Below are 21,625 nucleotides of genomic sequence, written 5' to 3'. Positions count from 1 at the left end.
GATCCTAGATCGCCTTCTCGATATTCGAGAGAGGTGCTGTTGAATGGAGTCATGACGGTGGTCACGGAGTCGGGCGAGACGCAGTTCCTCGGTGCGGTCGACGAGGTGCTGACCACGTTCTTCGCCCGCGGCCGGGCCGGTACGGCGGGCCTTCCGGCCACCGTGGGTCACCTGTGGGACGCCCTCGCCTCGTCGGCGTCCGGCGGCAAGCGGGTCCGGCCCCGGTTGCTGCTCTCCGTCGTGGACGGGTACGCGGGGCCGCGCCGGGACGCGCACGACGAGGCGGCCTGGTCGGCCGACGACCCGGCCGTCGTCACCGCCGCCGCGCTCGAGCTGCTGCACACCGCCCTGGTGACCCACGACGACGTCATCGACCACGACTTCGTCCGTCGCGGCAAGCCCAACGTCGCCGGCATCTACCGGCACCGGGCCACCGACGAGGGGTTCGACGCCGTCGCCGCCACCGAACGCGGTCAGGCCGCCGCCATCATCGCCGGCGACGTCGCACTCGCCGCCGCCTACCGGCTGGTCGCCTCCACGCGGGCGCGGGAGCTGCCCGTGCTCCTGGACCTGATGGACGCGGCCGTGCACGCGGCCGCCGCGGGGGAGCTGCTCGACGTCGAGTACTCCGGGCACCTGCGCATCCCGGCCGCCGAGGTGGTGCTGCAGACCGCGCTGCTGAAGACGGCCATCTATTCCTTCGACGTGCCGCTGCAGGCCGGGGCGGTGCTCGCCGGCGCGCCCGAGGCGGACCGGGAGCTGCTGTGCCGGATCGGGCAGGACGTCGGCACCGCCTACCAGCTCGTCGACGACCTGCTGGGGGTGTTCGGCGTCGAGTCCGCGACCGGCAAGACGACCACCGGCGACCTGACCGCCATCAAGCACACCCTGCTCCTCTCCCACGCCTCCCGGCAGGCCGGCTGGTCGGAGGTCGCACCGCTGCTGCTGGGGGCGGGGGCGCGCTCGGACGTGGACGCCCTGCGGGGCTTCCTCGACCGCTCCGGCTCCCGCGCCTACGTCGAGGCGATGGCCCGGGAGCACGCGGAACGCGCCCGCCACGCCGTCATCGGCTCGGCGCTGCCGGCCGCCCTGCGCGCGGACCTGGAGGTGCTCATCGACGCCGCGATCGACCGGGTCCGATGACCGCGCACGTCGAGGGGCCCGACGACGCGCGGCTGCGCCGGGATTCCGCCGCCCGGTACGACGACGTCGCTCAGCGCGCCGCCGCCGTCGTGATCGGCCGGTACTCGACGTCGTTCGGTGCGGCCAGCCGGCTGCTGGCCGCACCGCTGCGGCGGCACGTGCGCAACATCTACGCCCTGGTCCGGGTGGCGGACGAGGCGGTGGACGGGGTGGGGACCGAGCACGGGCTCGACGACGCGGCCGTCCTCGCCGCCCTGGACGAGCTGCAGGCCCAGACCGAGGAGGCCCTGCGCACCGGGTACAGCGCGAACGTCGTCGTGCACGCCTTCGCCCTGACCGCGCGCCGCACCGGCATCGGCCCGGAGCTGACGAGGCCGTTCTTCGCGTCCATGCGCACCGATGCGCAGCGCTCCGAGCATGACGCCGGCAGCTTCGACGCCTACGTGCACGGCTCCGCCGAGGTGGTGGGCCAGATGTGCCTCCGCGCGTTCTTCGACGGCGGTCCGGTGGACCCGGCCGAACTGGCGGAGCTGGACGCCGGCGCGCGCCGGCTCGGGGCCGCGTTCCAGAAGGTCAACTTCCTGCGCGACGTCGGCGCGGACGTGCAGACACTGGGCCGCCGGTACTTCCCGGGCGTCGATCCCACCGTGCTCACGGAGACGGAGAAGCGCCGACTGGTCGACGACATCGACGCGGACCTCGCGGCGGCACGCGCCGTGATCGGCCGGCTCCCGGCGGGCAGCCGCGCGGCGGTGCTCGCCGCCCACGACCTGTTCGCGGAGCTCAACGCTCGGTTGCGGCGCACCCCCGCGGCGCACCTGCTGACCACGCGCGTCAGCGTGCCCACCCGCCGCAAGGCGCTGATCGTCGCGGGCGCCGTCGTCGGTGCGCGCCGAGGCGCCGCGTGACCGCCGGGACCGCCGGGACGGCCGGGGCCGACGCACCCCGCCGGGTCGCCGTCATCGGCGGCGGGATCAGCGGGCTGGCCGTCGCGGGCATGCTGGCCCGGCTCGGCCACGAGGTCACGGTGCTGGAGCAGCAGGAGAGCGTCGGCGGCCGGGCGGGCCGGTGGAGCGCGGACGGGTTCCGGTTCGACACGGGCCCGTCCTGGTACCTCATGCCGGAGGTCTTCGACCACTGGTTCGCGCTGATGGGCTCGAGCGCCGACGCCGAACTGGACCTCCAACGGCTCGACCCCGGTTACCGGGTGTACTTCCGGGACGGGGGTCCACCGGCGGACATCCCGGCCGGCCGGGAGCGGGCGATGGCCCTGTTCGAGGAGTACGAACCCGGCGCCGGAGCCCGGCTCGCCCGCTACCTGGACTCCGCCGCCGACGCCTACCGGCTCGCGCTGGCCCACTTCCTCTACACGTCGTACCAGTCGTTCCGGCCTCTGCTGAACCGCGAGGTGCTCACCGGCCTCCCGCGCCTGGCCCGCTTGCTCACCGAGTCGCTGCAGCACCGCGCGGCCCGCACGGTGAAGGACCGGCGGCTGCGCCAGCTGCTCGGGTATCCCGCGGTCTTCCTCGCCTCCGCACCGGACCGCACGCCGAGTCTCTACCACCTGCTCTCCCACCTCGATCTGCAGGACGGCGTGTTCTACCCGCGCGGCGGTTTCGCGGCCCTCATCGACGCGGTCGAACGGCTCACGCGTGAGGCGGGCGCGTCCATCCGCACCGGTGCCACCGTGACGGCCATCGGCACGGAACCCGTCCGTGCGGGCGGGGTCGGCGGGCGGCGGCGGGCCCGGGTCACCGGGGTGCGGTACCGCACCGCCGACGGGGCGGAGCACCACCTCGCCGCCGACGCCGTGATCAGCGCGGCGGACCTGCACCACACCGAGACGGCGCTGCTGCCTCGAGAGCTGCAGACCCTGCCCGAGCGGTTCTGGCGACGACGCCTGCCCGGCCCCGGCGCCGTGCTGCTGCTGCTCGGCGTGCGTGGCGAGCTGCCCCAGCTGGCCCACCACACGCTGGTGTTCACCGAGGACTGGGACGCGAACTTCGACGCCATCTTCGGCCGCGAGAAGCGCATCCCCGAGCCGGCGTCGATGTACGTGTCCCGCACGTCGGCCACCGACCCCGATGCGGCCCCGCCGGGCCACGAGAACCTGTTCGTCCTCGTCCCGGTGCCCGCGGACCCGGGCCTGGGCCGTGGCGGTGTCGGCGGCGCCGGGGACCCGGGACTGGAGGCCGCGGCGGACCGGATGATCGCGCAGCTGGCCGCCGACCTGGACGTGCCGGACCTGGCGGAGCGGATCGTGACGCGCCGGGTGATCGGCCCCGGGGACTTCGCCGCGGACCTGAACGCCTGGAGCGGCACGTCGCTCGGCCCCGCGCACACGCTGCGGCAGAGCGCGTTCCTGCGTGGACCGGTGGTCAGCTCCCGCGTGGACGGCCTGGCGTACTGCGGCTCGAGCACCCAGCCCGGCGTGGGCCTGCCGATGTGCCTGATCAGCGCCGAGAACGTGGTCAAGCGGCTGCACGGTGACCTCTCGACGGTCCCGCTGCGTGCGCCCCTGGACGCCGCGTCGTTCCGGGTGGGCCGCCGGTGACCGGACTGCTCTACGGGGCCTGCCTGCTCGCCGGGCTGGCCGCGATGGCCGCGGTCGATGCCCGCTGGCGGCTGTTCGTGTTCTCCGGGGAGCCGGTGCGGGCGCTGCTCACCCTGCTCGCGGGGGTGCTGTTCTTCGTGGCGTGGGACGTCGCCGGCATCGGGCTGGGCGTGTTCTTCCGCGGGGAGGGGCCGTTCCTGAGCGGCATCCTGCTCGGGCCCGAGTTCCCCGTCGAGGAGCTGCTGTTCCTCACGTTCCTGGCCTGGCTGACCATGGACCTGTGGGCGCTCGCGACCCGGCTGCTGGCCGACGGCCGGGCGGGGCGGCCCGACGCCGGGGACCGCGAGCGGGCACGGGGGGCGCGATGACCTACACCGCGCTCAACCTCGTCGTGCTGGTGCTCGCGGGGGTCTTCGCGCTCGTCGCGCACCGGCTGGTGAACCGGCGCACGTCCGACGCGCGGGGCCGTGTCGGACGGGTCCGCCGGCCGCGCCTGGTCGCGGGCGCGATCACGCTGGCCGTGATGCTCGTGCTGACGGTCGTGTTCGACTCGATCATCGTCGGCGTCGGCCTGGTGGCCTACGACCCGGCGCGGATCAGCGGCGTGCTCGTGGGCCGCGCCCCGATCGAGGACCTGGCCTACACCGTGGGCGCCGTGCTCGTGCTGCCGGCCGTGTGGCGGCTGCTGGGGACGGGCGGCCCCCGGCGCGGGTCCGGGGCGCGGCGATGAGCGGCACGGCCACTCTGCCCCGCCGGCTGCTCGCCTCGTCCCGGCCCCTGTCGTGGGTGAACACCGCCTACCCTTTCGCGGCGGCCTACCTGCTGACCGCCGGCCGGATCGACGTCACCCTCGTCGTCGGCACGGTCTTCTTCCTGATCCCGTACAACCTGGCGATGTACGGCATCAACGACGTCTTCGACTACGAGAGCGACCTGCGCAACCCGCGCAAGGGCGGCGTCGAGGGTGCCGTGCTGGATCCCTCCGTGCACCGGGCGACCCTGTGGGCGGCCGTGCTCGCGTGCCTGCCGTTCGTCGTGTACCTGTACGCGGTCTCGGGCCCGGTGGCGGCGCTGGTGCTGACGGTGAGCCTGTTCGCCGTCGTCGCCTACAGCGCACCGCGGCTGCGGTTCAAGGAGCGCGCGTTCGTCGACTCCGTCACCTCCAGCACCCACTTCGTCTCCCCGGCGGTGTTCGGGTTGACCGTGGCGCACGCGACGTGGACGCCGGCCCTGCTGGCCCTGGTGGCAGCGTTCTTCTGCTGGGGCGTGGCCAGCCAGGCGTTCGGAGCGGTGCAGGACATCGGACCGGACCGGGAGGCCGGGCTCGGCTCGGTGGCCACCGTGATCGGCGCCCGCCCGACGGTCTGGTTCGCCGCCGTGGTCTACCTGCTCGCCGGGGTGCTGCTGCTGGCCACGACGCCGCCGGGACCGCTCGCGGCACTGCTGGCGGTGCCGTACATCGCCAACGTGCTGCGGTTCCGCTCGGTCACGGACACGACGGCGGAGCGGACCAACGCCGGCTGGCACACCTTCCTCTGGCTGAACTACGTGACCGGCTTCCTCGTCACGCTGCTGTTGATCTGGTGGGCGGTGAGTCGCTGAGCCGGTGAGGGTCCCCGTCAGGACCCGGCGTCGTGCGCCCGGCTCGCGTACCGGCCGACCGCCAGCGGGTAGACCAGCAGGATCAGCACCAGCACGACGGCGAGGACGCCACCGGCGATCCAGCCCGCACCGGGTCCGATCACCACGTGCACGATGAACGTCAGGCAGCCGGTCAGCATCAGGGCGATGCCCCCGACCATCACCTTGATCAGGGTGTCGCCGTTGCTGACCAGCAGCGGCTTGTGGTGGTGGCGGAACAGCAGCCGGTGCAGGCTCACCGGGGCGAGCATCACCGCCGTCGTCAGGCAGGCGAGGACCACGAGGCCGAGGTAGAGCGCGAGGCCGGTGCCGTCCAGCTGGGTGAAGCGCTGCTGGAACGGCAGCGTCAGCAGGAACCCCGTGATGATCTGGACGCCGATCTGCATCACCCGGATCTCCTGGAGCAGTTCGTTCCAGTTCCGGTCCGCCCGTTCCTCGGCGGTCTCCTCACGGCCGGGGTCGTGTTGCGCTCTGGGGGCGATGCCGGACTCGTGGGACACGGGGCCTCCTCGCGGACAGGTGGGTCGGGTGGACGTCGTCGCCCCCATTGTCGCAAGCCCCGCGCCGTCATGAGGCCGGTGACCGCGGCCGGCCCCGAGGGGGTGCACTAGGCTCGACGGCGAGGCCGGCCCCACCGGCCCGATGCCGACGACCACCGGTTCGAAGAGGAAGTGAGCAGCCGTGGATTCCCTGCCGAGCGTCACGGTCGACGCGATCACCGACGACACCACCGTGCTGGACGTGCGCGAGGACGACGAGTGGGAGGCCGGGCACATCGCGCACGCCCGGCACATCCCCCTCGGTGACATCATGGTGCGCTACGGCGAACTGCCCGCCGACGAGGAGATCCACGTGATCTGCCGGACCGGCGGCCGTTCCTCCCGGGTGACGGCGTGGCTGAACCAGAACGGGTTCGACGCCGTGAACGTCTCCGGCGGCATGGGCGCGTGGATGGACGCCGAGCGGGACATGGTCTCCGAGACCGACGCCGCGCCCTACGTCAAGTGAGCGACGGCGCGTGAGTCCCGACGGCGCCGGCGGGGAGAGCTACGCCTACCTCGGACCCGAGCTGACGTTCACCGAGTCCGCGCTGCTGACGGTGCCCGGTGCGGCGCAGGCCCGCCGGGTACCCGCGACGAGTGTGAACGCCGCGCTGCAGCTGGTGCTCGACGGCGAGGTCGGCGCGGCCATGGTGCCGATCGAGAACTCCGTGGAGGGCGGCGTCACCGCCACGCTGGACGCCATCGCCGTCAGCGACGAGCTGCGGATCATCCGGGAGGTCGTCGTCCCGGTGCGCTTCAACCTCCTCGCGCGCCCCGGCACCCGGCTCGAGGACGTACGTGTCGTCGCCACCCACAGCCATGCCATGGCGCAGTGCCGTGGCTGGGTGGACGCCCACCTGCCCGGCACCGAGTACCTGCCCTCGAGTTCGACGGCGGCCGCCGGGGTCGCCCTGACCGGGCCCGGCCCGTGGCCGTGGGACGCGGCGATCTGCGCCCCCGTCGTCGGTGAGCGATACGACCTGGCCGTCCTCGCCGAGGACATCGGCGACCGCACGGGGGCCGTCACCCGGTTCGTCCTGGTCAGCCGGCCCCGCCCCCTGCCGCCGCGCACCGGCTCCGACAAGACCACCATCGTCGTGCCGCTGCCCGACGACCACCCCGGTGCGCTGATGGAGATCCTCGACCAGTTCGCCGCCCGGGGCGTCAACCTCTCACGCATCGAGTCCCGGCCCACCGGCGCCTATCTCGGGGACTACTTCTTCAGCATCGACGCCGAGGGCCACCTCGAGGACGCGCGCGTCGCCGACGCCCTCGCGGGGCTGCACCGGATCAGTCCCGCGACCCGGTTCCTCGGCTCGTACCCGCGGGCCGACGACGGCGTGCCCACCGTCCCGCGGCACCACCGGGACCAGGCGTTCGAGGACGCCTCCCGCTGGGTGAGCTCCCTGACCGGCCGCCGGGGCGGCGGGAACGCCGGCCCGGACACGGCCTGACGCTGGTCCGCCGTCGCTCGGATCCGCGAATGGGACCGTTGCTGCCGTTCGGGACGGAGTAGCCCGCTCCCACGGCAAGAACGGTCCCACAGCTGACCGGGAGTCGACGGCCGCCGTCGCGCTCACCCCACAGGCCGATCCCCGTGCCACGGATTGAGCGGCCGGGCCGTCACCGCATAGGCTGAACGATCCGCGGCCGCCGAGGGGCGGCCCGTCCGTGACAGATCCGCGGGTGACCCGCGAGAAGGAGCACAGCATCGTGAACGAGATCCCGGACCGGTCCGACGACGGCGAGATCGTCAACCCGGAGCTCCAGTACGAGCCGAACGCCTCCGGTACGGACGACGACATCGCCCGGGACGAGGCCGACGAGGCGAACGACATGCGCTTCGCCGAGGAGGAGCAGGCCATCGCCCGTCAGTCACGCGGCGAGGACGAGCTCCACGTCTCCGAGGGCGAGAAGGACGTCGAGGCGGACTTCAACAAGCAGTGACGTCCGACGGCGGCGGCCCTCACCCGGCCGCCGCCGAGGGCCCCGGCTGGACCGGCCACCGAGGGCCCCGGCTGGACCGGCCACCGAGGGCCGCGGCTGGACCGGCCACCGAGACCGGCCACAGGACGCCGCCGAGCCACCACGAGCCGGGGCGCCGTCAGGCCGAGCCACCACGAGCCGGGGCGCCGTCAGGCCGGGTCGCCGTCAGGCCGGGTCGCTGAGCTGCCTGTCCATCGTCGGCGACAGCACCCGCACCGTCAGGGCCCCGGGATTGACGGTGACCCGCATGGCCAGCGCGTCACCGGTCTCGTCGCCGTCCACCTGCGTCATCAGGGCGTCCTCGGTGCTGATCTGGGCCTCCCGGGCGTCGTAGTAGCGGATGGCCGGCAGCGACCGGCGGTGCTTGAACACCACCTTCCCGAGCACGGCGAACCACTCGAACATGTTCCGCGGCGCCATGATGACGACGTTGAGCGTCCCGTCGTCGATGACGGCGTCGGGGATGAAGTCGATGCCGCCGGGCAGCAGCCCGCAGTTGGCGACCAGCACGCTGCGCATCCGGAATCGCTTCCGGCCGCGGTCGTCCAGGTCCATCTCGACCGGGTGCCGCCTGCCCACCAGCTTCCGGACCCCCGCTTCCCCGTACGCGAGCCAGCTGATCTTCGACTTCAGGTCGTCCCGGGTCCCCGCGATCACCTCGGCGTCGAACCCGATCCCGGCCATCACCAGGCCGGTGTGCTCGTCGACGGACCCGTCCTTCCGCTCCAGCCGCACCGTCGACGTGTCGATCGCCCGGTGCACCCCGAACAGCGCGGCCTCGATGTTGCCGTCCAGGTCGTCGGGGTCGATGTCGAGGTTGCGAGCCAGCAGGTTGCCGGTGCCCAGCGGCACGATGCCCATCGGGACGTCGCTGCCGGCCAGGGCGTGCGCGACCATCCGGATCGTCCCGTCGCCGCCGCCGGCGATGACGACGTCGGGGTCGACACCGAGCGCATCCCGCGTCATCGCCACGCCCGCGTCCTCCACGGTCGTCTCGAAGAACCGGGGCTCCTCCCAGCCGGCGTCACGGCAGACCGCCGCGATCCGCTGCCGGGCCTGATCGGCGTTGGACTTGATCGGGTTCAGCACCACCGTGACCCGCTGCGGGCCCTCGTGCCGCGGCGTCGTCTCGCCGTTCACGGCCGACCTGACGTGCCGCGCGCGAACCGCCTGCACCGACGGCAGGTGCGTCACCCGGGAGCTGCCGGTCAGGCTCGCGACGGCACGGGCGATGAGCGGCACGCGGGTCTCGGTCATGTGCTCCATGCTATCGGCGCGTCCCGGCCCTTCCCCGGGCCGGCCGGTCGCAGCGGCAAACGTCCGGCCGGCCGTGCCGCTTACTGGACCGTGCCTCCTGGACCGTGCTTACTGGACCGTGGTGTGCAGCCGGACCGCGTTGCGCATCGCCATCGCGACCGTCATCGGCCCGACCCGCGGGATGAACGCCCCCGCCGTCGTCACGATCTCGTCCGTGAAGTTGCGGAACTCGGCGAAGTTGGCGCAGATCGCCCCCGGCTTGATCTCGTCCGGGCCGATCAGGTCGAAGTCGCGGGACGGCACGCCGGTGACGACGACGTCGGCCCGGGCCAGCGCCTCCCGCCGGTCCATCGACGTCGGCTGGATGACGTGGGACTGGCGACCGATGGCCGGTGCGAACAGCAGCGCCCCGTCGATGTCGATGGAGATCACCTCGGCCCCGTCGTTGGCCAGCATCGCCGAGAGCGGCCGGCCCACGATCTCGGACCGGTTGATCACGCACGCGGTGATGCCCCGCAGGGGAGCGTCGGCGTCGGAGTCGGACAGCCCGGCCCGCTGGAGCAGCTTGAGCAGAGCCAGCGGGGTGCACGGCAGGATCGCCGGCGTCGTCCGGCCCTCGTCGAGGTACCGGCGGTTCTCGTACAGGTACCGGCTCCAGAAGGAGTGCATGCCCTCGACGTCCTTGCGCGGGTCGACGAGCTCGCGCAGCCACCGGTCCCCGTCCGGCCCGTGCAACGGGTAGTAGAGGAAGATGCCGTGCACGTCCGGGTCGGCGTTGGCCTCGCCGATCGCCCGCTCCGCGTCGGCGGGATCCACCCGGCGCAGGTCGAAGTCGATGCCCACGGACTCGCAGCCCCGCTGGGTGTAGCGGGCGTACGTCGCCGCGGGCCCGGACTCCTGCGCGAGCAGCCCGACGATCCGCACGCGGTGGTCCAGCCGGCCCAGCTCCCCGCGCAGGCGGGCGCGGTAGTCGGCCGCCAGCTCGGCGGGATCGATGATGGTCGCGGTCACGTCAGTCCTCCTGCGGGTGGGAGAGCGCGGGGCGCAGGTCACGGTGGGCGGCCTCCAGGCGGGCGAGCGTCGCGTCGCGCCGCGACGTGAACGCCGCCCGCGGTCCCTCGGCCAGGGAGGGCAGGTTGATCTCGACGGTGTGCAGCGCCGCGTGGAACGACCCCGCGAGGATGTCCGCCCCGGCCAGCACGTCACTGCGGACGTGGTCGTCGACCCGGTCGACCACCGTCCCGGCGAACTCGACGGCCTCGGTGATGGTCTCCGCCAGCCGCAGGGGCACCTCCGTCGCGCCCTCGCTCGCCTCGGCGACCGCCTGCTTCCGGTCCTCGCCCGCGGCGCCATCGCGGGGGAGCCGGTAGGCGCGCATCAGCGCCTCGAAGGCGGCGACGTCGGCCGCGGCGGCCTCGGCGAGCGCGTCGGCGAGCTCCTCGCCGCGCCGCGCGTCGTCGTCCCAGGCCCCGCGCGCGGCCTCCGCGTCGCCGGAGGTCTCGCGGGCGGCCTTGCGGGCGGAGATGTGCACGGCCATCTGGACGAGGCTCACCCCGAGCGTGGCGGTGACGGACGAGACCGACCCGCCACCGGGCGTGGGCTCGGGACCGGCGGTGCGGCGCCGGAACTCGGCCAGCGGCAGCGACCACAGGTCGGCGTGATCCTCGGTGGACGGGGCAGGAGCAGCGGTGTGATCGGCCATCGACACCATCGTAGGGTGCGCTTCCGGATGGCGGGCGGGCGCGCTCACACGTGACCCGTAGGATTGGGGCCGTGATCGATCTGAACGAGCTCCGGGAGAATCCAGACCGCTTCGTCGCCTCGCAGCGCGCCCGGGGGGCCGACGGTTCCCTCGTGCAGCGGCTGCTCGACGCCGACGGCGCCCGGCGCTCCTCGATCACCGCCTACGAATCGCTGCGCGCCGAGCAGAACGCGTACGGCAAGCAGGTGGCGAAGGCCACCGGCGACGAGAAGGCGCAGCTGCTGGCGCAGGTCAAGGAGCTGGCCGCCCGGGTCAAGGCCGCGCAGGCGGACGCCGACGCCGCCCAGGCGGAGCTGGACGGGCTCGCCCGCACCATCCCGAACCTCGTGCTCGACGGCGTGCCCGCGGGCGGTGAGGACGACTTCACCGTGCTGCGCGAGGTCGGCACCGTCCGCGACTTCACCGCGGAGGGGTTCGAGCCGCGGGACCACCTGGCCCTCGGCGAGGCGCTCGGCGGCATCGACATGGAGCGCGGGGCGAAGGTCTCCGGCTCCCGGTTCTACTTCCTCAAGGGCGCCATCGCCCGGCTCGAGCTCGGCCTGCTGTCCATGGCCATGGACCAGGCGGCCGCCTACGGCTTCGTCCCGATGATCACCCCCACCCTGGTCCGCCGCGAGACGATGGCCGGCACCGGGTTCGACGTCCAGCACGACGACGAGATCTACCAGCTGCCCAAGGACGACCTCTACCTGGTGGGCACCTCCGAGGTGGCCATCGCCGGGTACCACGCCGACGAGATCCTCGACCTGACCGACGGCCCGATCCGCTACGCCGGCTGGTCCTCCTGCTACCGGCGCGAGGCCGGCTCGCACGGCAAGGACACCCGCGGCATCATCCGCGTCCACCAGTTCAACAAGGTGGAGATGTTCACCTACACCACCCTCGAGGACTCCGCCGCGGAGCACGAGCGGCTGCTGGCGTGGGAGGAGGAGATGCTCGGCAAGTGCGAGCTCGCCTACCGGGTGATCGACATCGCCGCCGGGGATCTGGGCACGTCCGCGGCCCGCAAGTTCGACTGCGAGGCCTGGGTGCCGAGTCAGCAGCGGTACCGGGAGCTGACCTCGACGTCGAACTGCACGACGTTCCAGGCGCGGCGCCTGAACATCCGGGAGCGCGTCACGGCCGCCGACGGCAGCAAGGCCGGCACGCGGATGGTCGCCACCCTGAACGGGACCCTGGCGACGACGCGGTGGATCGTGGCGATCCTCGAGCAGCACCAGCAGGCCGACGGCTCGATCCGGGTGCCCGAGGCGCTGCGGCCCTACGTGGGTGGGCTCGCCGAACTGCGTCCGTAGGTTCCGGCCCGGCACTGTTCACCGGGCCTTCATCCGGGCGTCCCGCCCGCGCCCGGGTGACGGTCAGGGGTGCGTGGCAGGATCGGGACATGACCACGAGTTTCACGACCGGCACCGAGGACCGGTCCTCCGATCATCCGACCCCTGCCCGTCCCGCCTCCGGGCCCGTCCCCGCGGCGCAGCGCCGCCTCGTCGCGCTGGACGTCGACGGCACCCTGCTCGACCACGACGGGCACATGAGCGACGCCGTCCGCGAGGCGGCGGGCGCCACCGTCTCCGCCGGACACCACGTCGTCATCGCCACGGGGCGGTCCCTGCACGCGACGCTGCCCGTGATCGAGCGCATCGGCCTGGACCGGGGTTTCGCCGTCTGCAGCAACGGCGGCGTCACCGTCCGGGTCGATCCGGACCTGCCCGACGGGTACGAGGTGGTCGAACGGGTGACCTTCGACCCGTCCCCGGCCCTGCGCGCGCTCCGCGCCATCCTGCCCAACGCCACGTACGCGCTCGAGGACGACACCGGCCGCTTCCTCTCCACCGAACGCTTCCAGGACGCCAGCTTCGGTGTGGAGGCCGAGGGCGTCGACTTCGGCCGGCTCCTCGACACCACCGCCGTCCGCCTCGTCGTCTACAGCGCGGACAGCACGTCCGACGACTTCGCCGCCGCCATCGAACGGGCGGGACTGCACGGTGTCGCCTACTCCGTGGGCTGGACGGCGTGGCTGGACATCGCTGCCCAGGGCACGACCAAGGCCAGCGCCCTCGAGCAGGTCCGCCGCCGGCTGGACGTCGACCCGGGGCTGACCGTCGCGATGGGTGACGGCCGCAACGACATCGAGATGCTCGGCTGGGCCGGGCACGGCGTGGCCATGGGCCAGGCACCCGCCGAGGTCGTCGCCGCCGCGAACACCGTCACCGGCAGCGTCTACGAGGACGGCGCCGCCGTGGCGCTGCGCGCCCTGCTGGGCTGAGTCCGGCCGGCGCCGTCCGGCACGACCGCGGCGGACCGCCCGGCGCCCGGGCCTAGACTGCGAGGATGGCGCACTCCCGGGCGGAACGGTCGGTATCGGCGGCTGTCCGGGACACGGGCTCCTCGCCCCGCACGCCGCGGGAGGGCGGCGGCAAGCCGGAGCACGGCGGCTCGCTGTTCACCGTGCTCATCGCCTTCGCCGCCAATGTGCTGATCGCCATCGCCAAGTCCGTGGCGGCCGTCCTCACCGGCTCGGCCTCGATGGTGGCGGAGGCGGCGCACTCCTGGGCGGACTCCGGCAACGAGGTCTTCCTGCTGATCGCCGAGCGCAAGGCCGGCAAGAAGCCCGACCCCTCCCACCCGCTCGGCTTCGGCCGCGACGCCTACGTGTGGTCGATGTTCGCGGCGTTCGGCCTGTTCAGCGCCGGAGCCGTCGTCTCGATCTGGCACGGCATCCAGTCGCTGGCCGAGGAGGGCGAGCAGACCGACCCGCTGGTCGCGTACCTCGTCCTGGCCATCGCGTTCGTGCTCGAGGGCGTCTCGTTCTTCCAGGCGACGCGGCAGACGCGCGGACAGGCGGCCTCGCTCGGGCTGCACCCCCTGCGGTTCATCACGCGCACCTCGGACCCGACGCTGCGCGCCGTGTTCATCGAGGACGGCGGCGCGCTCATCGGCATCCTGCTCGCCGGCGCGGGCATCCTGCTGCACCAGCTCACCGGGTCGGCCGTCTACGACGCGTTCGGGTCCATCGCCGTCGGCCTCGTGCTCGCGGTGATGGCGATCTTCCTGATCGCCCGCAACCGCGAGTTCCTCGTCGGCCAGCCGCTCGGCAATCCGCAGCGGGACGTGGTGCTGCGCGGCCTGCTCGAGGACGAGGAGGTCGAGCGCGTGACGTACCTGCACCTCGAGTTCGTCGGCCCGGGCCGCATCTTCCTGGTGGCGGCCGTCGACCTGGCCGGCGACCGGACCGAGTCCGAGGTCGCCGAGCGGCTCCGCGCGGTCGAGGCCAGGCTCGAGAGCCAGGACCGCATCACCGAGGCCGTACTCACCCTGGCCACGCGCGACGAGCGCCCCCTCGTGCCCGAGAGCCCGGCCACCTCCCCCTAGGCGCCGTTTCACCCGGCCGCCCGGCCCCTCGGCGACTCCCCGGCCCCTCGGCCGACTCCCCGGCCGCCGGCCTCGCTCAGCGCCGTCGACGGATCAGCCGGTCCAGCGCCGCCGCGCCGGGCCCGCGGGAGGGCCACCGGGGGACCTGCCGGCGAACGGTCAGGCGGAGAGGACGCGCTGCCGATCCAGCAGCCCGAGCAGCCGGGCGGCCGCCGGCCGGGCCGCCCACTCCTGCGGCAGCAAGGACCGGTGCACGGCCTGCGAGACGGCCTGGACGGTGACGCCGAGCTCGGCGGCGATCGCCTTCTGCTGCCCCCGGACCCCCGGCGTCATCAGGTCCACGACGCGCCACTCCGCCACGGTGCGCACCGCGACGATGCGGCCGATCAGACGCAACACCGCCTCCGCCTCCGCTGCCAGGTCCTCGTCGAGGCCCTCGACGGACAGGGCCACCCGGTCCGTCACGGCCAGGGAGCGTTCGGCCGCGTTGCGGGTGTGCACGAGGGCGGGACCGGTGGCGTCGAGGATGTGGTCCGAGGTCAGGTCGTCCACCCGGCCGACGCCGATTCCCACGGACCAGTGACCGCCGCGCAGTCCGATCAGGGCGGCGTCGACGGCGACGGCGGGATCGTCGACGATGCCCTGTACCTCGTCGGCGACGGACCGCTGGAACGGCACGAGCGCCGCGTGGAACCGCAACCGGGTCATCAGGTCCGGCACCAGGTCGCCCGCCTCACGCCCGGCCCGCTGGTCGAAGGTCAGGGCGAACACGGGTCCAGTATGCCGGGAGTCCCGGCATACGCTGGGCACAACCGCGGCGGGAGGAGCGGCGGGGTGCGGTCGGAGTGGGTCCGGTTCGAGGCCCGGAGCAGAGTGCAGGACGAGCCGGGGAAGGCGCACATGGGCGAGGTGATCGCGGGACGGGTCGAGCTGGTCTCGATCATCGCGTCGGGCGCCACCGGACATGTGTGGCTGGGCTGGGACCGCCGTCGCCACCACGAGTGCGCGGCGAAGGTCATGCGCCAGAGCCAGAGCCCGGACCTGCTGCGGTTCGTCCGCGAACAGGCGGTCACGTTCGACCATCCCCACCTGGTGTGCCCGTACGGCTGGGTCGCCGAGGACCAGAGCGTGGCGATCCTGTCCCCGCTGTGCGCGGGCGGCAACCTCGCGACCGCGCTCGCCGACCACGGGGCGTTCTCTCCCGGTCTGGTCGCGGAGGTGGTGTCCCAGCTGCTGGACGGCCTGGCCTCTGTCCACCGCTCCGGATGGGTGCATCGGGACGTCAAGCCCGCCAACGTCCTCCTGGAGGTCACCGGGCAGGGCACGCCGCACGTGCGGCTGGGGGATTTCGGGCTGGCCCTGCACCGCGACGAACCGCGGCTGACCGGCACCGGTCTGGTGTACGGCACGCCGGGCTACATGGCGCCCGAGGTATTCGATCTCGCCGACCCGGACCCGGCCCAGGACCACTTCGCCGTCGGTGCGCTCGCCGTGGCCCTGCTCCGGCCCGACCTGCGCGGCGTGCAACTGGAGGAGGCCTGCCGTCGCATGGGCGACGGTGCGGCGGGCGCGTCGGGGCTCGCCCCGGACGACGACCTCGACGTGCTCCTGCCGGTGCTGGCGGGTCTGCTGGCCCCGGATCCGGCGCGGCGCGTGGCGGCGGCCGGTGAGGCGGCGGGACGGCTGGCCCCGCTCCGCAGCCCGGGCGGGTACCTCGTCGCCTCCGGAGAGCCGTTCGAGGTGTTCGATGTCGTCCACGCGGAGGCAGAGGACCGGAGCGGGCCGGTGGCGGCCGGCCGGAGCCAGGTACCCGCCGTGCCGGCGCGACCCGTCGGGGTTCCCTCGATCGGTTCCGCGACCGCCCCCTCGATCGACTCCTCGGCCCGGGCGTCCGGGGAGGAGGATCCGTCGCTCCGCGAGACCGAGGCGGTCCCGCCGACCGGGGCGGCCGCCGCCACGAACCCCGTGACGGCCGCGTCGACGTCGGCCGGGAAGGGAGCCACGCGTCGCGCCGGCGGGCGCGGTCGACGGCTCCCGGTCGTGGTCCCCGTGCTCGTGATGGTGGTCGGCCTGGCGCTGGTGATCGGTGCCGCCGTCGTGCTCCTCACCGGTGGGGTCGCCGGGGTCCCGGGGACGGGCTCGCCGACGACCGCCGTCGCCACGTCGCCGCCCGCCACCGCCGCGCCCGCGTCGCCCGCGTCGCCCACCGCCGCGCCCGCGTCGCCCACCGCCGCGTCATCGGCACCCGCGCGGACCGGTCGATCCTCCACCCCGTCGCCGACGGCGACGCCGAGCAGCTCCGCCCGGGAGGGCGCGGCGTGCAGTTGGCTGGAGGTGGACCTGACCGTCCGCGGTGCCGACGGACGGATCCTCACCTGCACCGCGGAGGGTCAGGACCAGGTGTGGCGGTCGCGCTGACGATGCCGTCGCCGGCGCGGCGTCCCGTCGCTCAGCCGGTGTGGTCGCCGGACCGGCGGCTCCGCGCCGCCGCCCACCAGATCCCGCCGCCGATCAGCAGCACCACGCCGAGGGCGCCGGCCAGCCACGGGATGCCGGCGTTCGTCGCGGAGCGGGCGGCGCCCGAGCCGGCGTCGCCCTGCGCGGCCGGAGTGCTCGAGGCGGCGACGGACGCGTCGGTCCCGGTGGGGCTGCCTGCCGCCGTCGCGCCGTCCGATGCCTCCGACGCGGACCCACCGCCGCCCTGCAGCACCACGTCGCCGCCCTGCTGGGCGGTGCCGTCCACCTGGACGGTCAGCTCGTAGGAGAACTCGGGGTCGGTGCCGGCGTTGTTGGTCGAGGCGTTGCCGTCGACGACGATGGAGTAGTCGCCGGCCAGGTACTGGTCACGACCGTACGACCCGGAACGATTCGCGTCGTCGACCAGTTGACGCATGCTCAGGTCGATGTGCTTGCCGGTCGAGCCGAAGCCGAGGTAGTTGCCGGTCGGCTCACTCTGGTTGACCGCTTCCCGGACGGGCGAGAAGAGTTTGGCGTCGACGCCGATCACCTGGCTGTCCTCGTTCTCGACGGAGGTCAGCCGGTAGCTCAGCCGCTGCCCCTGTGCGATGTGCACACGGTAGAACCGCATCTCGTCTCGCTGGACCGTGTCCCGGTAGACCCGGCCGGCCTCGAGCCGGGTCGCGTCGTTGAAGCTGCCCGCCCCGGAGACGGCCTGCGCGTCGCCGCGCACGGTGATGGCCGCCGGCTTGAGGCTCTCGGTCGCCCGAGCCGCGGGAGACGCGCCGTCGTGTGCCGGCTCCGCCCAGTACGCGAGCTCGATGGGCAGGGGCGTGCCGGTGAACCGCGCCCCGGTCCGCGTCACCTTGGCGTAGATGGCGGGCGAGCCGTTGTGGGAGCAGGTCGCACCGGGCTTCTCCAGGGAATCCAGCGTGTGGGTGTACGCCACCACGGGACGGCGCACGGTGGCGTTGTCCGGCGTGTACATGCTGACGCCGCACGAGGTACCGTCGTCCGCTTCCAGGGTGACCTTCACCGCGAGGGACTTGTTCCGCTCGGCCTCCGGCACCGGGTGCTGACCGGCCTGCAGGACGGCCAGGTGCAGGCGCTGACCCGGCTGCGCGTCACCCAGACGGTAGTACGAGACGGTGCCGTCCTTGCTGTTCGGGCCGTCCGTGCCGGCGGCGTCGAGTTGGTCCCGGTACTGTCCCGGCTTCAGCTCGGGAGCGTCCTGGTACTCGGCCGTGCCGGTCACGGGCGTGCCCGTCACCTCGTATCCCTGGAACGCCCGGAAGGTGCGGGTGGACAGCTTCTCCGCCAACTGCCCGGCGTCCTTCGCGGCCGCGTAGGTGCCGCCCGTCGCGCCGGCGATGCATTGCAGCTCCGCCTGGGCCTTGCCCGAGACGCGGAAGCCGATCGTGTGGATGGTGAGGTCGATCCCCCGCGTCGCCAGCGTCCGGGCCGCGTCGCACGCCGCCGGACGCGAGCAGGTCTCCTGGCCGTCGGAGACCAGGACGATCGATTTCGGTCCCTCCCGGCCCTGGAACGACTCGGCCGCCTTCAGCAGGGACGCCCCGATCGGCGTCTGGCCGACGGCCTTGAGCTGGTCGATGCGGGCCCGCAGCGCGGGCTTGTCGACGGCGGCCAGAGGCTGGACGGTGGTGATGTCCTGGCACGACTTGGCGCTGGTGGTCCCGTAGACGGTCAGCCCCAGTTGGCCGTTGTCCGGCACGCGGTCGATCAGGGCCTTGACCGCGTCCTGTGCGGCCCGCAGGCGGGTGGTGGTGCCGGCCGCATCGGCGTCCTTGGTGAGCATCGAGCCCGAGTAGTCCATCACGAGCATCACCGGGCGGAGCACCGTCGACGTCGGCGTGCTCGAGGACGGCCCGGACGAGGTGTCGGCCAGCGCGGGGGACCCCAGCAGGCCCAGCGCGGCGACGACGGCGCCGACGACGAGATTGCGTGCCGCGGTACGGACGGCACCCCGGCGACGAATCGGACGGCGGATCGATCGGGGACGAGCGGTACGGTGCGGCATCGGGTCCTCCTCTGCTGGGCCGTCGGCAGCTCCTCCGACGAGGAGACCGCGGCAACCAATTGCTTTAGCAAACGTATCGGATCTGTTAGCGAAAGCAAATATCCCGGACGGCGACGGTGGCCCCGACGCGAGTCGCCGTTCGAGAACGGCGCTGTGCCCCACGATAGGTCCCGGGAACGGCGCTGCCCCCGGCCGCGGAGGCGATCGGGGGCAGCGTCGGGCGGCGATCAGTTGTTGACGGCGTCCGCGTCCACGTCGCGGCCCTGCGGCTCGTCCTCCTCGGAGGCCTCGCCCTCGGCCTGGAAGCGGTCGAGGGACGCGAGCACCTCCTTCTCGGCGGCCTCCCGGCCCTCCCAGTCGGCCGCCTCGACCCACTTGCCCGGCTCGAGGTCCTTGTACTTGGTGAAGAAGTGCTTGATCTCGTCCAGCAGGTAGGAGGAGACGTCGCCGATGTCCTGGATGTGGTCGAAGCGCGGGTCGGCGGGCACGCACAGCACCTTGGCGTCCCCACCGCCGTCGTCGACCATGTTGAACACCGCCACCGGCCGGGACTCGATCAGCACGCCGGGCACGACGTCGACGTCGAGCATCACGAGGGCGTCCAGCGGATCGCCGTCCTCGCCGAGGGAGTTCTCGATGTACCCGTAGTGCGTGGGGTACTGCATCGAGGTGAAGAGCACGCGGTCCAGGCGCAGCCGGTGCGTCTCGTGGTCGATCTCGTACTTCACGCGGGACCCCTTCGGGATCTCGACGGTGACATCGAAGTTCATGGTTCTCCTTGCGGTGAGTGGGCGTCGCACGTCCGGTGCCGGCCGGCGGGGCCGGATCGGCCAGACTGGTACCCACGATAGTTCAGCATCCAGCGGCGACGACGGGAGGACCCGGTGGCCACCTCATCGCGCGCACGCGGCGCCGCACGGCGCGGGCGGCCCGGTTCCGCGCGGGTGCTGATCGGGCTGCTGGTGGTCCTCGGGATCGTGGCCGCGGCGATCCCGACGGGGCTGTTCGTGCTGCCCGGGCTGCTGCCCTCCGGGGTCCTCGCCCGGAACCCGCCCGCGTCCGCCGCGCCGTCCACGAACCCGGCGGCCGTGCCCGCCCAGGGCACGCCCACCGCGCTCGCCGTGCCCGCCGACGCGTCGTCGGCCCCCGCGCCCGCCCCCACGGGGGTGGCGGCGGCGCTCGCCGCCGCGCAGGCGTCCACCCCCACCGGCATCGACGTCTCGGCCGCCGTGCTGGACGCGGCCACCGGCCGGGCCGTGTACCAGGATGCCGCCGCCGAACCGCGCATCCCCGCCTCCAACCTCAAGCTCCTCTCCTCCCTCGCCGTCCTCGCCACCCTCGACCCGCGACAGCGGATCACCACGACCGCGGTCCGCGGTTCCCGGACGGGCGACGTCGTGCTGGTCGGGGCGGGCGACGTCATGCTCGGCGCCGGCGCCTCCGACCCGGACGCCACCATGGGCCACGCCGGGCTGCGGACCCTGGCCGAGCGCACCGCCGCATCGCTGCGGGCCGCGGGCGTGCGGGGAACCGTGCGGGTCAGCGTCGACACCTCGCGCTTCACCGGCCCGGTGCTGAACCCGGCGTGGCAGGACGGCGACGTCGCCGCCGGGGAGATCGGCCCCGTCACCCCGCTCGCCCTCTACTCCGGTCACACCCGAGCGGACGCCGCCCCCGGCGAGCGGCCCGCCGACCCGGCGGTCGCGGCCGGGGAGGCGTTCGCGGCCGCCCTGCGCGTCGCCCTGGCCGCCACGGCCGGCTCCGCCACCGACGTCGCCCCCACCGTCACCCGCGCCGCCGCAGCCCCGGCCGTCGACGGCGGCCGGCTCGGCGCCGTCGACTCCGCCACCGTGGGGGAGCAGGTGCGGTGGCTGCTCGACCACTCCGACAACGACGTCGCCGAGGCCCTGACCCGGGTCGCCGCCCACGCGGCGGGCGCTCCGACCGACCCGGCCGGAGCGGCCCGTTTCGTCCGGGACACGGTCGCCCGGCTCGGCCTGAGCGTCGACGGCCTCGTGGTCACCGATGCGTCGGGGCTCGCGGACACCAACCGGGTCGGTGCCGCGACCCTCGCCGGGGCGGTGCGGCGGGCCGTCGTCGACGAGCGGTTCGCCGACGCGGCCGCCGGCCTGCCGATCGCCGCCCTCACCGGCACGCTCGCCGAGCGGTTCGACGACCCGGGCGACGCCGCCGGCGCCGGCGTGGTCCGGGCCAAGACCGGCACCCTGAACGCCGCCTCCACGCTCAGCGGTTACGTCGTGGACCGCGACGGCCGGCTGCTCGTGTTCGCGTTCATGGCCGCGAACCCGCCCGGGAGCACCGCCGCCGCCCGCGCCGCCCTGGACCGCGCCGCCGCCGCTCTCGCCGGCTGCGGTTGTCGCTGAGCCGCGACCGTTGCGCCGACCGACCGGTGCGCGGGGTCGTCGGTGTGCCAAGCTGAGGACATGCCGGAGCCCCGCAGCACGGAAGAGAAGATCGCCGAGCAGGAGAAGATCTACGGCCAGAGCCTCGCCGACCGGTTCGGTGCGGTGATGGCTCACTACGGCATCTCCAACCGGCGGCTGGCGGCCGTGCTGGGCATCTCCGCGCCGATGCTCTCCCAGCTCAGCTCGGGACAACGGATCAAGATCGGCAACCCCGTGGTGCAGGAGCGGCTGCTGATGCTCGAACGCGACATGGAGTCGGCCATGGAGCCCGCGCTCATCCTCGAACGGGTCGCGGCCTCGCAGCCGGTCGCGACGACCACCGCCGGGGCCGCCGGGACCGCCCGGTCCTCCGCCCCGGCCGGAGCCGCGGACCGGGACGCCGTCGTCGCCTCCCTGCGCGACGCCGCCGGCCGCGCCACGCTGATCGCCGCGGCCGTCGCCGCCGGC

22 protein-coding genes are annotated in these 21,625 nt (G+C 73.7%); 15 read left to right on the top strand and 7 right to left on the bottom strand.

What is annotated here, in order from left to right:
- The first annotated feature begins 51 nt into the window (after positions 1 to 51).
- Genes IEX22_RS00110 through IEX22_RS00085 form a run of 6 tightly spaced genes read left to right on the top strand, consistent with a single transcriptional unit; the run spans position 52 to position 5,299 of the window.
- Entirely contained in the window at positions 52 to 1,143 is a 1,092-nt protein-coding gene (locus IEX22_RS00110; protein ID WP_188664502.1) for a polyprenyl synthetase family protein, read from the top strand.
- Complete coding sequence (locus tag IEX22_RS00105; RefSeq protein WP_188664499.1) at positions 1,140 to 2,051, top strand: phytoene/squalene synthase family protein; 912 nt, start codon at positions 1,140 to 1,142, stop codon at positions 2,049 to 2,051. Before IEX22_RS00110 ends, IEX22_RS00105 begins: the two co-directional genes overlap by 4 nt.
- A complete protein-coding gene (crtI, locus tag IEX22_RS00100; RefSeq protein WP_188664496.1) occupies positions 2,048 to 3,697 on the top strand; it encodes a phytoene desaturase family protein in 1,650 nt (549 codons plus the stop codon). Before IEX22_RS00105 ends, crtI begins: the two co-directional genes overlap by 4 nt.
- Entirely contained in the window at positions 3,694 to 4,065 is a 372-nt protein-coding gene (locus IEX22_RS00095) for a lycopene cyclase domain-containing protein (protein ID WP_188664493.1), read from the top strand. Before crtI ends, IEX22_RS00095 begins: the two co-directional genes overlap by 4 nt.
- On the top strand, positions 4,062 to 4,427 hold the full coding sequence (locus IEX22_RS00090) for a lycopene cyclase domain-containing protein (protein ID WP_188664490.1): 366 nt from the start codon (positions 4,062 to 4,064) through the stop codon (positions 4,425 to 4,427). Before IEX22_RS00095 ends, IEX22_RS00090 begins: the two co-directional genes overlap by 4 nt.
- Entirely contained in the window at positions 4,424 to 5,299 is an 876-nt protein-coding gene (locus IEX22_RS00085; RefSeq protein WP_188664487.1) for a prenyltransferase, read from the top strand. Before IEX22_RS00090 ends, IEX22_RS00085 begins: the two co-directional genes overlap by 4 nt.
- Positions 5,300 to 5,316: 17 nt before the next feature.
- Here IEX22_RS00085 and IEX22_RS00080 read toward each other — a convergent pair whose 3' ends face one another.
- Positions 5,317 to 5,838: a DUF6328 family protein gene (locus tag IEX22_RS00080; RefSeq protein WP_229659649.1), complete on the bottom strand. Its 522-nt coding sequence runs from the start codon at positions 5,836 to 5,838 to the stop codon at positions 5,317 to 5,319.
- Positions 5,839 to 6,019: 181 nt separating this feature from the next.
- Here IEX22_RS00080 and IEX22_RS00075 point away from each other — a divergent pair, with 181 nt between their 5' ends.
- From IEX22_RS00075 to IEX22_RS00065, 3 genes are all read left to right on the top strand, one after another.
- Positions 6,020 to 6,346 (top strand): rhodanese-like domain-containing protein, encoded by a 327-nt coding sequence (locus IEX22_RS00075; RefSeq protein WP_188664484.1) that lies wholly within the window; start codon positions 6,020 to 6,022, stop codon positions 6,344 to 6,346.
- Positions 6,347 to 6,356: 10 nt separating this feature from the next.
- Entirely contained in the window at positions 6,357 to 7,334 is a 978-nt protein-coding gene (pheA, locus tag IEX22_RS00070; protein ID WP_188664481.1) for a prephenate dehydratase, read from the top strand.
- A gap of 259 nt (positions 7,335 to 7,593) precedes the next feature.
- Positions 7,594 to 7,827 carry a hypothetical protein gene (locus tag IEX22_RS00065; RefSeq protein WP_188664478.1) on the top strand — a complete coding sequence of 78 codons (234 nt, stop codon included), beginning with the start codon at positions 7,594 to 7,596 and terminating at the stop codon, positions 7,825 to 7,827.
- A gap of 204 nt (positions 7,828 to 8,031) precedes the next feature.
- Here the strand turns inward: IEX22_RS00065 and IEX22_RS00060 are convergent, their stop codons facing one another.
- The 3 genes from IEX22_RS00060 to IEX22_RS00050 form a co-directional block, all read right to left on the bottom strand.
- The gene (locus IEX22_RS00060; RefSeq protein ID WP_188664476.1) at positions 8,032 to 9,123 is read right to left on the bottom strand and encodes a diacylglycerol/lipid kinase family protein; all 1,092 of its coding nucleotides are present in this window, start codon (positions 9,121 to 9,123) and stop codon (positions 8,032 to 8,034) included.
- Between the two features lie 108 nt (positions 9,124 to 9,231).
- Positions 9,232 to 10,134 carry a bifunctional methylenetetrahydrofolate dehydrogenase/methenyltetrahydrofolate cyclohydrolase gene (locus IEX22_RS00055; RefSeq protein WP_188664472.1) on the bottom strand — a complete coding sequence of 301 codons (903 nt, stop codon included), beginning with the start codon at positions 10,132 to 10,134 and terminating at the stop codon, positions 9,232 to 9,234.
- Between the two features lies 1 nt (position 10,135).
- On the bottom strand, positions 10,136 to 10,825 hold the full coding sequence (locus tag IEX22_RS00050) for a cyclodeaminase/cyclohydrolase family protein (RefSeq protein ID WP_188664469.1): 690 nt from the start codon (positions 10,823 to 10,825) through the stop codon (positions 10,136 to 10,138).
- 71 nt (positions 10,826 to 10,896) lie between these two features.
- On the opposite strand from IEX22_RS00050, the gene serS reads away from it, so the two are divergent.
- The 3 genes from serS to IEX22_RS00035 all read left to right on the top strand — a co-directional run bounded on the left by serS (position 10,897) and on the right by IEX22_RS00035 (position 14,257).
- Entirely contained in the window at positions 10,897 to 12,180 is a 1,284-nt protein-coding gene (gene serS / locus IEX22_RS00045) for a serine--tRNA ligase (RefSeq protein WP_188664466.1), read from the top strand.
- 89 nt (positions 12,181 to 12,269) lie between these two features.
- Complete coding sequence (locus IEX22_RS00040) at positions 12,270 to 13,151, top strand: HAD family hydrolase (RefSeq protein ID WP_188664463.1); 882 nt, start codon at positions 12,270 to 12,272, stop codon at positions 13,149 to 13,151.
- A 65-nt stretch (positions 13,152 to 13,216) separates the two neighbouring features.
- Positions 13,217 to 14,257 (top strand): cation diffusion facilitator family transporter, encoded by a 1,041-nt coding sequence (locus IEX22_RS00035; RefSeq protein ID WP_188664460.1) that lies wholly within the window; start codon positions 13,217 to 13,219, stop codon positions 14,255 to 14,257.
- A 159-nt stretch (positions 14,258 to 14,416) separates the two neighbouring features.
- On the opposite strand, the gene IEX22_RS00030 is transcribed toward IEX22_RS00035, so the two are convergent.
- A complete protein-coding gene (locus tag IEX22_RS00030) occupies positions 14,417 to 15,028 on the bottom strand; it encodes a hypothetical protein (protein ID WP_188664457.1) in 612 nt (203 codons plus the stop codon).
- Between the two features lie 63 nt (positions 15,029 to 15,091).
- Between IEX22_RS00030 and IEX22_RS00025 the strand changes: the two genes are divergently transcribed.
- Entirely contained in the window at positions 15,092 to 16,675 is a 1,584-nt protein-coding gene (locus IEX22_RS00025; RefSeq protein WP_188664453.1) for a serine/threonine-protein kinase, read from the top strand.
- A 31-nt stretch (positions 16,676 to 16,706) separates the two neighbouring features.
- Here IEX22_RS00025 and IEX22_RS00020 read toward each other — a convergent pair whose 3' ends face one another.
- Both IEX22_RS00020 and IEX22_RS00015 read right to left on the bottom strand, forming a co-directional pair.
- Positions 16,707 to 18,752 (bottom strand): vWA domain-containing protein, encoded by a 2,046-nt coding sequence (locus IEX22_RS00020; RefSeq protein ID WP_188664450.1) that lies wholly within the window; start codon positions 18,750 to 18,752, stop codon positions 16,707 to 16,709.
- Between the two features lie 227 nt (positions 18,753 to 18,979).
- Positions 18,980 to 19,522 (bottom strand): inorganic diphosphatase, encoded by a 543-nt coding sequence (locus tag IEX22_RS00015; protein ID WP_188664447.1) that lies wholly within the window; start codon positions 19,520 to 19,522, stop codon positions 18,980 to 18,982.
- Between the two features lie 114 nt (positions 19,523 to 19,636).
- Here IEX22_RS00015 and IEX22_RS00010 point away from each other — a divergent pair, with 114 nt between their 5' ends.
- Positions 19,637 to 21,136, top strand: coding sequence for a D-alanyl-D-alanine carboxypeptidase/D-alanyl-D-alanine-endopeptidase (locus IEX22_RS00010; RefSeq protein ID WP_188664444.1), 1,500 nt, complete (start codon positions 19,637 to 19,639; stop codon positions 21,134 to 21,136).
- Positions 21,137 to 21,196: 60 nt separating this feature from the next.
- Positions 21,197 to 21,625 (top strand): XRE family transcriptional regulator (locus tag IEX22_RS00005; RefSeq protein WP_188664440.1); only part of this gene is annotated, 429 nt, incomplete at its 3' end.

Source organism: Tersicoccus solisilvae (assembly GCF_014643255.1).
Classification (GTDB): Bacteria; Actinomycetota; Actinomycetes; order Actinomycetales; family Micrococcaceae; genus Tersicoccus; species Tersicoccus solisilvae.
The sequence above is the reverse complement of the archived record's forward strand: the minus strand, read 5'-3'. Positions and strand labels throughout refer to the sequence as shown.

What these genes read in the sequence shown, in the direction of transcription:
- IEX22_RS00060 (WP_188664476.1), bottom strand. Translation starts at nt 9,123, where the DNA reads ATGACCGAGACCCGCGTGCCGCTCATCGCCCGTGCCGTCGCGAGCCTG.
- IEX22_RS00020 (WP_188664450.1), bottom strand. Translation starts at nt 18,752, where the DNA reads ATGCCGCACCGTACCGCTCGTCCCCGATCGATCCGCCGTCCGATTCGT.
- IEX22_RS00110 (WP_188664502.1), top strand. Translation starts at nt 52, where the DNA reads ATGACGGTGGTCACGGAGTCGGGCGAGACGCAGTTCCTCGGTGCGGTC.
- IEX22_RS00105 (WP_188664499.1), top strand. Translation starts at nt 1,140, where the DNA reads ATGACCGCGCACGTCGAGGGGCCCGACGACGCGCGGCTGCGCCGGGAT.
- IEX22_RS00085 (WP_188664487.1), top strand. Translation starts at nt 4,424, where the DNA reads ATGAGCGGCACGGCCACTCTGCCCCGCCGGCTGCTCGCCTCGTCCCGG.
- IEX22_RS00050 (WP_188664469.1), bottom strand. Translation starts at nt 10,825, where the DNA reads ATGGCCGATCACACCGCTGCTCCTGCCCCGTCCACCGAGGATCACGCC.
- IEX22_RS00090 (WP_188664490.1), top strand. Translation starts at nt 4,062, where the DNA reads ATGACCTACACCGCGCTCAACCTCGTCGTGCTGGTGCTCGCGGGGGTC.
- IEX22_RS00040 (WP_188664463.1), top strand. Translation starts at nt 12,270, where the DNA reads ATGACCACGAGTTTCACGACCGGCACCGAGGACCGGTCCTCCGATCAT.
- IEX22_RS00035 (WP_188664460.1), top strand. Translation starts at nt 13,217, where the DNA reads ATGGCGCACTCCCGGGCGGAACGGTCGGTATCGGCGGCTGTCCGGGAC.
- IEX22_RS00015 (WP_188664447.1), bottom strand. Translation starts at nt 19,522, where the DNA reads ATGAACTTCGATGTCACCGTCGAGATCCCGAAGGGGTCCCGCGTGAAG.